This window comes from Limnomicrobium aquaticum, from assembly GCF_040545545.1.
Taxonomy (GTDB): Bacteria; Pseudomonadota; Alphaproteobacteria; order Rhizobiales; family Rhizobiaceae; genus Ensifer_A; species Ensifer_A aquaticum.
The window spans coordinates 89,896-104,018 of the sequence record NZ_JBEPMB010000006.1 but is presented as its reverse complement, the minus strand read 5'-3'; the positions used below and the strand labels follow the sequence as shown (position 1 = coordinate 104,018).

General features: G+C 60.8%; 14 protein-coding genes. 7 read left to right on the top strand and 7 right to left on the bottom strand.

Annotated elements, in window-relative coordinates; all coding sequences use genetic code 11:
- Positions 1 to 4 precede the first annotated feature (4 nt).
- The 3 genes from fabI to ABID16_RS17380 form a co-directional block, all read right to left on the bottom strand.
- Positions 5 to 823 carry an enoyl-ACP reductase FabI gene (gene fabI, locus ABID16_RS17390; protein WP_354557632.1) on the bottom strand — a complete coding sequence of 273 codons (819 nt, stop codon included), beginning with the start codon at positions 821 to 823 and terminating at the stop codon, positions 5 to 7.
- 131 nt (positions 824 to 954) lie between these two features.
- The gene (locus ABID16_RS17385) at positions 955 to 1,806 is read right to left on the bottom strand and encodes a DnaJ C-terminal domain-containing protein (protein WP_354557631.1); all 852 of its coding nucleotides are present in this window, start codon (positions 1,804 to 1,806) and stop codon (positions 955 to 957) included.
- Positions 1,807 to 2,007: 201 nt separating this feature from the next.
- Positions 2,008 to 2,355, bottom strand: a complete 348-nt coding sequence (locus ABID16_RS17380; RefSeq protein ID WP_354557630.1) for an RT0821/Lpp0805 family surface protein — start codon at positions 2,353 to 2,355, stop codon at positions 2,008 to 2,010.
- Positions 2,356 to 2,502: 147 nt separating this feature from the next.
- On the opposite strand from ABID16_RS17380, the gene pdxH reads away from it, so the two are divergent.
- Positions 2,503 to 3,117: a pyridoxamine 5'-phosphate oxidase gene (gene pdxH, locus ABID16_RS17375; RefSeq protein ID WP_354557629.1), complete on the top strand. Its 615-nt coding sequence runs from the start codon at positions 2,503 to 2,505 to the stop codon at positions 3,115 to 3,117.
- A 59-nt stretch (positions 3,118 to 3,176) separates the two neighbouring features.
- On the opposite strand, the gene ABID16_RS17370 is transcribed toward pdxH, so the two are convergent.
- The 4 genes from ABID16_RS17370 to ABID16_RS17355 form a co-directional block, all read right to left on the bottom strand.
- A complete protein-coding gene (locus ABID16_RS17370) occupies positions 3,177 to 4,232 on the bottom strand; it encodes a polysaccharide deacetylase family protein (protein WP_354557628.1) in 1,056 nt (351 codons plus the stop codon).
- 143 nt (positions 4,233 to 4,375) lie between these two features.
- Entirely contained in the window at positions 4,376 to 6,184 is a 1,809-nt protein-coding gene (locus tag ABID16_RS17365) for a putative bifunctional diguanylate cyclase/phosphodiesterase (protein ID WP_354557627.1), read from the bottom strand.
- A 127-nt stretch (positions 6,185 to 6,311) separates the two neighbouring features.
- Positions 6,312 to 7,727, bottom strand: a complete 1,416-nt coding sequence (gene tldD / locus ABID16_RS17360) for a metalloprotease TldD (protein WP_354557626.1) — start codon at positions 7,725 to 7,727, stop codon at positions 6,312 to 6,314.
- An 81-nt stretch (positions 7,728 to 7,808) separates the two neighbouring features.
- Positions 7,809 to 8,348: an invasion associated locus B family protein gene (locus ABID16_RS17355; protein WP_354557625.1), complete on the bottom strand. Its 540-nt coding sequence runs from the start codon at positions 8,346 to 8,348 to the stop codon at positions 7,809 to 7,811.
- 403 nt (positions 8,349 to 8,751) lie between these two features.
- Here ABID16_RS17355 and coxB point away from each other — a divergent pair, with 403 nt between their 5' ends.
- The 6 genes from coxB to ABID16_RS17325 all read left to right on the top strand — a co-directional run bounded on the left by coxB (position 8,752) and on the right by ABID16_RS17325 (position 14,079).
- Positions 8,752 to 9,627 carry a cytochrome c oxidase subunit II gene (gene coxB, locus ABID16_RS17350; protein WP_354557624.1) on the top strand — a complete coding sequence of 292 codons (876 nt, stop codon included), beginning with the start codon at positions 8,752 to 8,754 and terminating at the stop codon, positions 9,625 to 9,627.
- A 20-nt stretch (positions 9,628 to 9,647) separates the two neighbouring features.
- A complete protein-coding gene (gene ctaD / locus ABID16_RS17345; RefSeq protein ID WP_354557623.1) occupies positions 9,648 to 11,336 on the top strand; it encodes a cytochrome c oxidase subunit I in 1,689 nt (562 codons plus the stop codon).
- Between the two features lie 96 nt (positions 11,337 to 11,432).
- Positions 11,433 to 12,386 carry a heme o synthase gene (locus tag ABID16_RS17340; protein ID WP_354557622.1) on the top strand — a complete coding sequence of 318 codons (954 nt, stop codon included), beginning with the start codon at positions 11,433 to 11,435 and terminating at the stop codon, positions 12,384 to 12,386.
- 5 nt (positions 12,387 to 12,391) lie between these two features.
- Positions 12,392 to 12,529: a cytochrome c oxidase system small membrane protein gene (locus ABID16_RS17335; protein ID WP_494337806.1), complete on the top strand. Its 138-nt coding sequence runs from the start codon at positions 12,392 to 12,394 to the stop codon at positions 12,527 to 12,529.
- A gap of 21 nt (positions 12,530 to 12,550) precedes the next feature.
- Complete coding sequence (locus tag ABID16_RS17330; protein WP_354557621.1) at positions 12,551 to 13,141, top strand: cytochrome c oxidase assembly protein; 591 nt, start codon at positions 12,551 to 12,553, stop codon at positions 13,139 to 13,141.
- 59 nt (positions 13,142 to 13,200) lie between these two features.
- Complete coding sequence (locus ABID16_RS17325; protein ID WP_354557620.1) at positions 13,201 to 14,079, top strand: cytochrome c oxidase subunit 3; 879 nt, start codon at positions 13,201 to 13,203, stop codon at positions 14,077 to 14,079.
- Positions 14,080 to 14,123 lie beyond the last annotated feature (44 nt).

The window sequence follows — 14,123 nt, the reverse complement described above, 5'->3', positions numbered from 1 at the left end:
GATCTCAGTCCTTCACCACAGAAATGTCGGGTGCATCAACCGACTTCATACCGATCGAGTGGTAGCCGGAATCGCAGTGGTGGACCTCGCCGGTGACACCGGTCGACAGGTCGGAGAGGAGGTAGAGGCCGGAACGCCCGACCTCTTCAAGCGAGACGTTGCGCTTCAGCGGCGCGTTATATTCGTTCCACTTGAGAATGTAGCGGAAGTCGCCGATGCCGGAGGCGGCCAGCGTCTTGATCGGACCCGCCGAAATCGCGTTGACGCGTATGCCGCGCCCGCCGAGATCAACCGCCATGTAGCGAACGCTCGCCTCAAGCGCTGCCTTGGCAACACCCATGACGTTGTAGTTCGGCATGACCTTCTCGGCGCCGTAATAGGTCAGCGTCACCATGGAGCCGCCATCGTTCATGATACGGTCGGCGCGCTGGGCGACAGCCGTGAACGAATAGACGGATATGTCCATGGACTTCAGGAAGTTCTCGCGCGTCGTGTCGACATAGCGGCCGGTCAGCTCTTCCTTGTCGGAATAGGCGATGGCATGCACGAGAAAGTCGATCTTGCCCCAGTGCTTTTCGACGGCATCGAAGACAGCGTCGATGGAGGCCATGTCAGTCACGTCGCAATCGCCGGCCAGGAAGGCGCCGATCTCGCCGGCCAGCGGCTCGACGCGCTTCTTCAGAGCATCGCCCTGCCAGGTCAGCGCGATCTCGGCGCCGGCGTCAGCACAGGCCTTGGCGATACCCCAGGCGATCGAACGATTGTTGGCCACGCCCATGATGACGCCGCGCTTGCCTTGCATCAGGCCGCCAGTTTGGACCATGGAAATGCTCTCCGTCTCAATGATTTCGAGCCCTATGGCACAGCGGGAGTGAAGGTTCAAGAAGTGGAATGGTCAGGAAATGCGAGCAATCGTAATAATCTGTGCGCTTTTTGCACGCAGATTATATGCAGTCACAAAAACAGTCCCTCGCGCAGGCTGCGCATCAGATCCTTGACCTTGTCGTCCGGATGATCCCAGAGCATGACGCGGATTTCGGCGTAGAGATCGCCACGTTCGCCCTCGCGTCCGGGCAGGCCGCGGCCTCTGATCCGCAGCGTCCGGTCCGAGCCTGACCATTCCGGCACCGTGACCCGGATCGGCCCGTCTGGCGCATCGACAATGGTCTCACAACCGAGAACAGCGTTTTCGATATCGACCGGGAGGTTCGTATAGAGGTCGAGGCCCTCAGCCCGGAACACCGGATGCGGCGCGATCCGGAAGGTGACGACGACATCGCCGCGCTTCAGGCCAGTGACGCGGTGGCCCTGCGCGGCGATGCGCACTTGCCTGCCATCCGTCACACCCTCGGGCAACGCCACCCGCAGCGTCTTGCCGTCCGGAAGCTGCACGAGCGCCTTGGCCTTCTGAAAAATGTCCTCGATGGAAATCTGCGCGTCGAGCGCAAGATCGGGGGCCTTGTCGGGCGCATTGGCCTGGCCTGCCATATTGCGCCAGAGGTTGGAGAATAAGCTGCTATCGCCGCTTTCCGCCTTCGCCTGTCTTTCAGCACTGCGCTGACCGCCAGCCTGTTCGCGCCGACGCGCCTCGTCGGCCATCCGGCGTTCCTGATCCAGGCGCTGCCGGCTTTCCGGATCCTTCAGGAGCTGATAAGCCTGTCCCACTTCCGCAAAACGCAGGTGTGCGGTCGGATCGCTCTGGTTCCGGTCGGGATGCAGCGCCTTGGCAAGCGCCCGCCACGCGGCCTTGATCTCGTCAAGGCTTGCCGTCGGCTTCACGCCCAGCACGCTATAGGGATCACGCATCCGAAAGCCATCCAACCACGTATTGAAGCAGATCAAGGTCTGCTCCATTTCATCGGGAAAAGTGTGGAAAGGCCACGGGCTTGCGCATGCGGTCGTTTCGCATTCATCGCGCCGGCTCGGAACTCTCACATGAATCCCAGAGCGCACAAGATAGATCGCAGGCCTTACCTTGGGCTTGCGCAAAGACAACTCAGCGGAGGATCAGTCCTGCTTGGCGAAGCTGACGATTTTCCATTCGCCCGACGGCGTCAGGCACGTCGTCCCGCTATATTTGGATACGCCCTTGAAGCTATGGCTCGTCGTCGTGAAGTCGCGGCAGGTGACTTCGCCGGCCTGCGTCTGGGTAATGCCCGTCACCACACCGGCACTGCCGGTATCCGTGTTGGCCCAGGGCAGCGGCTCTCCCTTCAGGCGGCCAAGATCGGCAGAGCTGACGGCATTGCGGATCGTGTTTTCGTCGGAATCGACCGGCTTGCGCTGTGCGGCCGGCGTCGACTGTGTCGTCAGCCCGGCATCGACATTGTCGGCAAAGCCAAGTCCGGTACCCATGCACCCCGTCACCGGCAGGCAAAGGATTGCCACCGTGACAAGTTTCACGACTCCGCAGGCAGAGCGGCTATTCTTTTCCCATGCCTGCTTTGTTATTGGTTGCACGACTACATATCCCGACGCGAAAAAACGAGGACTGCGACAAGAATGACCGCAAATGGGTTAATAACAAGTGACTTCACCGAAGAAAGTGAACCATTCACACTTTTCGCCCAGTGGCTGGCTGACGCAACGGCAAGTGAGCCGAACGACCCCAACGCTCTGGCGCTTGCCACGGTCGATGACGAAGGACTGCCCAATGTGCGCATGGTCCTCTTGAAGGGTTTCGATCAGGACGGCTTTGTCTTTTACACGAACTACGAGAGCCAGAAGGGTAGGGAACTCTTAAGCGCGCCCAAGGCAGCGATGTGTTTTCATTGGAAGAGCCTGCGCCGTCAGGTCCGCGTTCGTGGTGATATCGAGACGGTGACGGATGCCGAGGCAGACGAATATTACGCTTCGCGCGCCCGCGGTAGCCGCATCGGTGCCTGGGCGTCAAAACAGTCGCGCCCGCTGGAAAGCCGCTTCGCGCTGGAGAAGGCCGTCGCTGAATATACTGCGAAATTCGGTCTCGGCGACATTCCGCGCCCGTCGCACTGGTCGGGCTTCCGCCTGAAGCCGCGCTCGATCGAATTCTGGCACGACCGCAAGTTCCGCCTGCATGACCGCGTCGAATTCAAGCGGACCGAGGGTGGTTGGGACAAGGTGCGGATGTATCCGTGATCCAGGCAATTCCAGCAAAAGTGTGCAGCGGTTTTACGTCCGAAATTGCGTGGAAAAAGTCAATTCACCAGCTTGAACGGGATTCCTGAAGCGAGCGCCTTCACATAGCGCGCCTTCTGGTAATAGCCGTTCAGCGACACGCGGGGCAGGGCGCCCATATGCGCCAGGGCCCGCGCGGTCAGAGTGCCGGGCGTCGTGGTGGCGGCAAGGTCGAAGCCGCATTCGAGCGCGAGATCGCTGTCCCGTTTCGATACGGCTTCGGAAAAACCGTAAGGGTAGGCAAAGACACGATTTCGACGCCCGGTGATGCCGGTCACATAGATTGCGGAGGCCGTCATCTCGTCGACGGCTGCCTCGCGGCTGAGATGCGCCATCGCCCGGTGGGAAATCGTGTGAGCACCGAGATGCGCCATCGGTTGCGAACTGAGCGCCTGAAGTTCCTTCCGGTCCATCACGAGGTCGCGAACGATGGCGTCGGCATTGACCCCGTAGGCCCGTGCGCATTCATTCAATTGCGCGATGGCTTCCGCCTCATTGCAGCCAATGATCCCGGCCCCTATGCGCTTGTAAGCAGCAAGCTTCTGATGCGGTGTTGCCGTTTCCACCAGTTCGACGCCATTGCCGAAATCGTAATCGATCTCCGGGGTGGCGTTGACGAGTGCTTCCAGCGTTTCCCACCACAGCGTATGGGTTCGCTCGGTCAGTCCACGGGTGACAAAAACGGTATAAGGCACATCATGGCGCGCGAAAATCGGGGCGGCATGGATCGCATTGTCGCGATAGCCGTCATCGAGCGTGAAGATGGCCACCGGCTTCGACGGATCGCCATGCCTGAGCCAGTCCGGCAGTTGTGACAAGGCGATCGGGGTATAGCCGTCTTCCAGCACGGCATTGATCGCATCGTCCAGAAACTGCGGCGTGACTTCGAGGTGGCGGTTGGGCTCGCAGGCGCGCGGTACATGCGGGCGTACATGGTGCAGTGTGAAGATCACACCGCGGCCGGCCATGCTGCGTCCAAGCCCGAGGCTGCTGAGCATGGCAGAAGCCTCCAGCCCGCCTGCAATCCCCAGTCGCTTGGCCTGTTGTCTGGCCAGCAATTTCAATCCGCCCGTCATTGATCGTCTCCAGTACTCGTCCATGAGACATGCAGGTAAAACCGAGCATGCTCCGGACAACTCCGAGGCGAGACTAGAATGCAAAGATTGAAAATGGATTGAGAAAAGGCAGTGTTGGACGAAGCTCTTGAAGCAACGTGAAACTATTGCGCCGCTGCACTCTTCTCATGGCGGGTGACCCAGCGGAAGAATTCTTCTTCCGGCATGGGCTTGTGCCAAAGGAAGCCCTGACCTTCGTCGCAGCCGATCTTGCGCAGCATGTCCGCTTCGGCAGCAAGCTCGATGCCCTCTGCCACACATTTAATGCCCAGTTCGCGCGCCATGGCGACGATGGTACGCGCAATGGCGGAGGGCTTTCCGTCATTGACGCGGGTGTGGACGAAGCTGCGGTCGATCTTGAGCGTCGCGATCGGATAGCGCGTCAGGCTGCTGATTGCGGAATATCCAGTGCCGAAATCGTCGATGGATACGGCAACGCCGAGTGCCGAGAGCCCGCGCATCAGTTCGTCGATGCGCTGCGGATCAGACATGAGCATGCTTTCGGTAATTTCCAGCTCCAGCCATTCCGCGCGGCAGCCGGCACGGGAAATACAGCCCTTCAGCATGGGAATGAAGTCGTCCAGCATCACCTGCCGGGCAGACAGGTTGACCGACACGCGTATGGGTTTGCGGTTGCCGTCGTTCCAGTGCCGGGCAAAATGGCAGGCATCTGTCATGATGCGTTCGCCCAGCGGAATGATCAGGCCCGTCTGTTCGGCAAGGGGAATGAAAACGCCGGGCGGGATCGAGCCCATGTCCGGATGGTTCCAGCGCATCAGCGCTTCAACACCTGCAATTTCGCCCGTCTGCAGGTTGATCTTGGCCTGGAAGTGGGCAGTGAAGTTGTCGCCTTCGATCGATTTGCGCAGATCGGCCTCAAGCTCGAAACGCTCGCGCGCTTCGTCGAGCAGGCTTTCATCGAAAATGCGCCAGGTGTTCTGCCCTTCACGCTTGGCGGAGAGAAGCGCACTGTCGGCTCGGGCGAGAAGCTGCTCGGAACTGTCGCCATGCTCGGGGAAATAGGAGGCGCCGATGCTCGCCGTCACCGTCAGGAGTTTCTGCTCGACGAAATGCGGCCGGGAGATGCGGGTGAGCAACCGCTCGCAATCGCGGGCAATATCGTCGTGGCTGGTCTTGCGTTGCAGGATCATGGCGAAACTCGCCCCATCCAGCCGGGCCAGAAAATCGCCGTGACGCTCTGCCTCTTCGCGCAGGCGCTTGGAAAGCTCCAGCAGAACCTGATCCCCGGACGCACGACCGACGGTCTCGTTGATTGCGCTGAAACGGTCGAGGTCGATCTTGAGAACAGCGCCGCCTGCTCCGCCCGAACCGGCAACCGCTGCCGCCTCCGCGAGCTTGCCGGTCAGGTGGCGCAAATTCGCCAGTCCCGTCATCGGGTCGTAATAGGCATGCTGGAACAGTTCATTGCGGCTCGCCGTCAGCTCGAGTTCGAGGGCTTTGCGGCGGGTCATGTCATGCGCGATGCAGACATATCCGTCAGGCGTTCCGTCGGGTCTCTTCAGAGCGATCTGGGTTGTTTCGAAGTAGATGCGCAGGCCGGTCTTCGGGCTGCGCACCGCATGCTCTTCGCGGTCCAGCTTGCATTCGGTCGAGCCCTGCATGAAGCTGCGGATGAACGAGGGCAGCTCAGCGCCCTCGTAAGGCGGCGTCATTCCGGCGAGGTCCCGCTGGGTTCTGCCCGTAAACGCCTCGAAAGCCGCATTGCAAAGCCGGAAGCGGCGATCCTGGTCCAGACACCAGACGATGTCGGGCAATGACAGGAGAATGCGCGCTTCCACATCGGAAAGTGCCGCAGCCGGGGCTCCCGGTACTGCTGCAGGGTCCGCGCCAGAAAGCGTTTTATCCTCCATGGAGATCATGCCCGTGACAAAGCCGAATTCCGGCTGAAACACTACGTCCGATCTCTGCCACCGTCCACCGGTTTGTGACCTCAAACAACCTCCAGTCACGCGCTTGTGACCGGAATGTGCTGGCTGGATAAACGACGCGCATCTGCCATTCGCTCGCGATGGCGCGCAATTACGTGCGCGTCCCGCCGACGGTCACCTGATCCATCCGCAGATGCGGCTGCCCGACGCCAACCGGCACACTCTGGCCGGCCTTTCCGCACATGCCGATGCCCGGATCGAGCTTCGAGTCGTTGCCGATCATCGAGATACGGCGCATCGAGTCCGGACCGTTGCCGATCAGCATGGCGCCCTTGACCGGCGCGCCGATCTTGCCGTCCTCGATCATGTAGGCCTCGGTGCAGCCGAAGACGAATTTGCCCGAGGTGATGTCCACCTGTCCGCCGCCGAAGGAGACGGCATAGATGCCCTTCTTCACCGAGGCGATGATCTCTTCCGGCGTCTTGTCGCCGGAGAGCATGTAGGTGTTGGTCATGCGCGGCATCGGCCGGTGCGCATAGGACTGGCGACGCCCATTGCCGGTCGGCTTCATGCCCATCAGGCGCGCATTCTGCCGGTCCTGCATGTAGCCGACGAGACGTCCGTCTTCGATCAGAACATTGTAACCGGACGGCGTGCCTTCATCATCGACCGTCAGCGAACCGCGGCGGGATTCGATCGTGCCGTCATCGACAACAGTCACGCCCTTGGCGGCGACCATCTCGCCCATCAGGCCGGCAAAAGCCGAGGTCTTCTTGCGGTTAAAGTCGCCTTCCAGCCCATGACCGACAGCCTCGTGCAGCATGACACCCGGCCAGCCCGAACCGAGAACGACATCCATCGTGCCGGCCGGCGCCTCAATCGCGGAAAGGTTCACCAGCGCCTGGCGCAGCGCTTCGCGCGCACCAAGCTGCCAGTTCTCCGTCAGGATGAAATCGCCGAAGCCCTTGCGGCCACCCGTGCCGAAGGAGCCGCTCTCCTGCCGGTCGCCTTCGCCGGCAACGACGGAAATATTGAGCCGCGTCATCGGCCGGATATCGCGCACCCGATGACCGTCGCGGCGGATGATATCGACAATCTGCCAGCTGGCGGCAATCGAGGCCGTGACCTGACGAACGCGCGGGTCTTCGGCGCGCAAGAAAGCGTCGATTTCCTGCAAGAGCTGCGCCTTGGCCTCGAAGCTCGGCTCGCCGATCGGATTTTCGGCCGAATAAAGCCGCTTGTTCGTGCCCTGCGGCGCGTCCGCATAGGAGCCGGAATAGCCGCGCGTCACCGCGCCCACGGCATCCGCCGCGCGCTTGAGCGCGCTCAGCGAAAGATCGCCCGCATGGGCATAGCCGACAGCTTCGCCGGCCACGGCGCGGAGGCCGAAGCCCTGGTCGGTGTTGAACGTGCCGGCCTTGAGGCGCCCGTCATCGAAGGTCAGGGCCTCCGCCTGGGCGTGTTCGAGATAAAGCTCGCCGTCGTCCGCGTCCTTCAGCGCCTCGGCGACAATGTCCTTTACAGCCCCTTCGTCTGCATCGAAAAGCTTCAGGAGATCGTCGTTCATGAGAGGCGCCTTTCAGCGAAATTGATGATGTGTCGTAACGTCAGATAGGCGTCGCGACGCCGTTTTCCAACCGTACTTTCGTCACGGCAGGGCGTCGTAGCCGTCGGCAAAGCCCTTGAGGTCGACCGGGATGCCGACGCCTTCTTCCGGCGACTGGAAGACGATGAACGTTGCCTGGGTGCCGGCGCGCAGCGTCTTCAAGAGTTCGTCCTGCAGCACGACTTCCGCATAGCAGCCGTCGGAGAAGCAGCGCACGAAATAGGCGCGCCCGATATCCTTGCCATCGACGTTGAGCCCCAGACCGTTGGGGAGCAGCACGCCGAGCGGTGCCAGAACGCGCAGGATTCGCGACTTGCGGTCGGCGGTCTTGAGAACCACGACGGACAGGCCCACCTCCGGACGGTCGTCGGCAATCACGTTCTGCATCAGCGCGCACTGCTCCTCCGAAGCGCCCGCCGGCGTGTCGCAGATGATCGACCATGCGCCATGCGTTGACCGCACCGTGCCCTGTCCCTGTCCGGGAGCCGGCGGCGGCTGGGTCGCGGCGAGTGCCGGCGTGACGGCGAGCGCCGCCAGTGCGGCAAGTGCGGCCGCGGCACGCTTCAACTGGCTGAATATCATGAACGTCCTCGAATCATTCTTCCGCTTACCGCATCTCGTTTAGCGCCGAAACACGGTTCATTGAACAGTCAAAGCGCGCCGGCATCAAGGGGTGAGTTCCGGAGTGCTCCGGACCTACTCCACTCATGCCTGCACCGGCTGCATTTAATGGGTGTTGATCGGCGTGAAAAGCGGCAAAAATAGTGTCCGCAAACCTTCACAATTTCAGGCGCAATCGAAAGCTAATTTGATAAATGCCAGTCAACCCCCGGCTCTTGCGCAAAAATGACGCATGCGTTGCGGGTGACGACGGTTGCGATTGGGGCTAAACTGTGGTTTGAAACAGTTAGTATAGCAGGGATTCTGCTAGACGGTTTGATCTCGATCAAGTGTCGGGGACCAAACACTGAGGGGAGAGAGTTTCGTGAGGAATAAGGCTATTGCAGCAATGGCGTCGGCCGCCAGTTTGCTCTTTGCTGGAGCGGCATTCGCCGCCCAACCGACGCCGTGGCAGACCGATCTGCAGCCGGCTGCATCCGGGATCATGCATGAAATACGCTGGTTCGAAGAATATACGCTGTGGTTCATCGTGCCGATCACACTGCTTGTTCTTGCACTGCTGGTGATTGTTGCGCTGCGCTTCCGCGCCGGTGCCAACCCGGTTCCTTCGAAGACCAGCCACAACACACTGATCGAGATCATCTGGACGCTCGGCCCCGTTGTGGTTCTCTTCCTGATCGCAATCCCGTCATTCCAGCTGCTCTCGAACGAACTGATCATTCCGAAGGACACGGATCTCACGATCAAGGCCACGGGCAACCAGTGGTACTGGTCCTACGAATATCAGGGCGGCAAGGAACTCGCATTCGATTCGCTGATGCTGAAGGACGCCGACCGCTCCAAGTTCGGCAAGGACGACAAGGCGGCCTATCCGCGTCTTCTGGCTGTGGATAACGAACTCGTCGTGCCGGTCAACAAGACGGTGCGCGTTCTCGTGACCGGCGCCGACGTCATCCATGCCTTCGCAATGCCGGCTTTCGGTGTGAAGATCGACGCCGTTCCAGGCCGCATGAACGAAACCTGGTTCAAGGCGGACAAGGAAGGTCTCTACTACGGCCAGTGTTCCGAGCTCTGTGGCAAGGACCACGCCTTCATGCCTGTCGCGATTCGCGTCGTGACCGAAGAACAGTACAAGACGTGGCTGACCGCCGCCGCCGGTAATCTCGGTGCGGCCAACAAGGCCCTCATGGCAGCCACCGACGGCAAGAAGACCGTCGACGTGGCCTCCAGCGCCAATTAATCCGGAGGGGGAACATCAGGATGGCTAGCAATCACGATCACGCCCATGATCACGCCCACGGTCACGACGACCATGCGGGCCACGATCATCACCACGCTCCGGGTTTCTTCACGCGTTGGTTCCTCTCGACCAACCACAAGGACATCGGCACGCTCTACCTGATCTTCGCGATCATGGCCGGCGTCGTCGGCGGCGCACTCTCCGTCGTCATGCGCATGGAGCTGCAGGAACCGGGCATCCAGATCTTCCACGGTCTGGCCTCGATGGTCTACGGCTTCGAAGGCGATGCCGCCATTGACGGCGGCAAGCAGATGTACAACGTCTTCACGACCGCGCACGCGCTCATCATGATCTTCTTCATGGTCATGCCGGCGCTGATCGGCGGCTTCGCCAACTGGATGATCCCGATCATGATCGGTGCGCCGGACATGGCCTTCCCGCGCATGAACAACATTTCGTTCTGGCTGATCGTGCCTGCCTTCCTGCTGCTTATCCTCTCGATGTTCGCGCAAGGGCCGGCTGGCGGTTACGGCGTGGGTGGCGGCTGGACCATGTATCCGCCGCTTGCCACGTCCGGAACACCCGGACCGGCGGTCGACCTTGCGATCCTGGCGCTTCACGTCGCCGGCGCATCCTCGATCCTCGGCGCGATCAACTTCATCACCACGATCATGAACATGCGAGCTCCCGGCATGACGCTGCACAAGATGCCGCTGTTTGCCTGGTCGGTTCTGATCACCGCCTTCCTTCTGCTGCTGTCGTTGCCCGTTCTCGCCGGCGGCATCACCATGCTCCTGACCGACCGCAACTTCGGCACGTCCTTCTTCGCGCCGGAAAACGGCGGTGACCCGATCCTCTTCCAGCACCTGTTCTGGTTCTTCGGTCACCCGGAAGTGTATATCCTGATCCTGCCCGGCTTCGGCATCATCAGCCACATCATCTCGACCTTCTCGCGCAAGCCAGTCTTTGGCTATCTCGGCATGGCTTACGCGATGGTGGCAATCGGTGCGGTCGGCTTCATCGTGTGGGCGCACCACATGTACACGGTCGGTCTGTCGCTCAACACGCAGCGTTACTTCCTCTTCGCCACGATGGTTATCGCGGTGCCGACGGGCGTGAAGATCTTCTCCTGGATCGCAACGATGTGGGGCGGCTCGATCTCGTTCCGCACACCGATGATCTGGGCGATCGGCTTCATCTTCCTGTTCACCGTCGGCGGTGTGACGGGCGTGCAGCTGGCAAACGCCGGTCTCGACCGCGCGGTGCATGACACCTATTACGTGGTGGCCCACTTCCACTACGTTCTGTCGCTCGGCGCCGTCTTCGCGATCTTCGCCGCCTGGTACTACTGGTTCCCGAAGATGACCGGATACATGTACAATGAAACGCTGGGCAACCTGCATTTCTTCATCATGTTCGTCGGCGTGAACATGGTCTTCTTCCCGCAGCACTTCCTCGGCCTCGCGGGGATGCCGCGCCGCTACATCGACTATCCGGATGCATTTGCCGGCTGGAACTATGTCTCGTCCATCGGCTCCTACGTTTCGGCCGCCGGTGTTGTCGTGTTCTTCATCTGCATCATCGAGGCCTTCATGAAGAAGCGCGTTGCTGGCGACAATCCGTGGGGCGCTGGCGCCGATACGCTGGAATGGCAGCTGTCTTCGCCGCCGCCGACTCACCAGTGGGAACAGCTGCCCCGCATCAAGTAGGCGGACAACGAAACGAAGCGCCGCTTTCATGGCGGCGCTTCCTTCTTCATGAATCCGTTTCCGGACGGGTGCACAGGGTAAAAGCAGGTTCAGTTTATGTCTCTGGTCGACAACCGCGAAATCTCCAACATTGAGGCAGGGTCCCGGATTTCCGAAGCCTCTGCCGGGGATTTCTTTGCGCTGCTGAAGCCGCGCGTCATGTCGCTGGTCGTCTTCACGGCCTTCGCCGGACTGGTCCTGGCGCCTGGCACGATCAACCCTGTCATGGCGCTCTTTGCGATCATCTGCATCGCTGTCGGTGCCGGCGCATCCGGCGCGCTGAACATGTGGTATGACGCCGATATCGACGCTGTCATGGCGCGCACGGCAACCCGTCCCATCCCCGCCGGCAAGATCGTGCCGAGCGAAGCGCTAGCCTTCGGCCTCGTGCTCTCTGCCTTTTCGGTCGCCATTCTGGGCCTCGCCGTCAACACGCTGTCTGCCGGCCTGCTCGCCTTCACCATTTTCTTCTACGCCGTCATCTATACGATGTGGCTCAAGCGCTCGACACCGCAGAACATCGTCATCGGCGGTGCTGCCGGTGCCTTCCCGCCCATGATCGGCTGGGCCTGCGTGACCGGCGGCGTATCAATCGACAGCATCTGTCTTTTCCTCATCATCTTCCTGTGGACGCCTGCCCATTTCTGGGCGCTGGCACTCTTCAAGATGAAGGATTACGGCGCGGCCGGCGTGCCCATGCTGCCCAACGTCTCGGGTGTTGCGACGACGAAGACACAGATCGTGCTCTACTCGGTCCTGACGGCCATTGCCGGCGTCTCGCCGACCTTCACTGGGCTCGCCAGCGTCTGGTACGGCGCCTTCGCCGGTATTCTCGGCCTCATCTTCGTCGCCATGTCCATCGGCGTCTACCGCATGGACGAGAACGACCAGAAGATGATGCCGGCCAAGAAGCTCTTCGCCTATTCGATCCTCTATCTCTTCGTGATCTTCTCCGCGCTGATGGTCGACCATTACGCGGCAAGCATCTCGCATTTGGGAGGCCTGATCTGATGGACATCGAAACGGTGAAGCTCACGGAAGCGCAGCAGAAATCCCGCCGGGGCCGCAACATTGCGCTTGGTCTGGTCCTCGCCGGTTTGGTGGCCGTGTTCTACGTGATCACGATCATCAAGTTCGGCAGCAAGCCGGTGTGACTGGGAACAGGGGAGGGGATCATGGCGACAGGAACACAACAGAGACGCAACGGCGTCGTCGTCGCGGCCTGCCTCGGCATATTCTTCGGCATGATCGGCCTGTCCTATGCCGCCGTGCCGCTCTACAGCATGTTCTGCAAGGTTACCGGTTATGGCGGCACCGTGAAGACGGTGGAGCAGGCCTCCAGCGTGATCCTCGACCAGAACATCAAGGTCCGCTTCGACGGCAACGTCACACCTGGACTTGCGTGGGACTTCAAGCCCGATCAGCGCGAAGTCGTCATGAAGATCGGCGAGACAAAGCAGATTTTCTTCCACGCGAAGAACACGTCCGACAAGGAACTGACCGGCCAGGCGACGTTCAACGTGACGCCGGAACAGGCCGGGGCCTATTTCAACAAGATCCAGTGCTTCTGCTTCACCGAGACCACGCTGAAGCCGGGGGAAGAACTGGAAATGCCGGTGCTCTTCTTCGTCGATCCTGACATCGTCAAGGATCGCGAGACCAAGAGCATCGGAACCATCACGCTGTCCTACACCTTCTATCCGCATGAGAAGACCCGCCCGGTCGCCGATGCGAAGAAGCCGGTGGATGCGGCGAAGAAGCTTTGAATTTTCATGAGGAGAGCCTCGGGTATCCGGGGCGGGATTGAAATCCGGGGAAGACTGACATGGCAGACGGACATAACAGACAACACGACTATCACATCATCGATCCGAGCCCGTGGCCGTTCCTGGCTTCGATCGGCGCCTTCATCATGGCGATCGGTGGCGTGTCCTACATGCGCTATCTTTCCGCACAGCCCTTCGAACTGTTTGGCGTGAACCTCGCCAATCCGTGGGTCTTCTTCATCGGCCTCGTGCTGGTGCTCTACACCATGTTTGCCTGGTGGGCCGACACGATCAAGGAAGCTCACGAAGGTCACCACACGCGCGTCGTATCGCTGCACCTGCGCTACGGCATGATCATGTTCATCGCGTCCGAAGTGATGTTCTTCGTCGCCTGGTTCTGGGCCTTCTTTGACGCCAGCCTGTTCCCGGGCGAGGCTATCCAGGCTGCTCGCACCGCCTTCACCGGCGGTCACTGGCCGCCGAAGGGCATCGAGGTTCTCGATCCATGGCACCTGCCGATCTACAACACCGTGATCCTCCTGCTTTCGGGCACGACGGTGACCTGGGCGCACCATGCCCTGCTTCACGGCGACCGAAAGGGCCTGATCAACGGCCTGACGCTCACCGTGCTGCTCGGCCTGCTCTTCACCTTCGTGCAGGGCTACGAGTATGCCCACGCTCCCTTCGCCTTCAAGAACTCGATCTACGGCGCGACCTTCTTCATGGCGACCGGTTTTCACGGTTTCCACGTCATCGTTGGGACGATCTTCCTGCTGGTCTGCCTGGTGCGTGCATTGAAGGGCGATTTCACGCCGAAGCAGCATTTCGGCTTCGAGGCCGCCGCATGGTACTGGCACTTCGTTGACGTCGTCTGGCTCTTCCTCTTCTTCGCCATCTACATCTGGGGTGGCTGGGGTGCGCCGCTGGCGCATGGCTGAGGCAGGCTGAAAAACGAATATCCGGCGGCGCGGCTGGTCCGCGC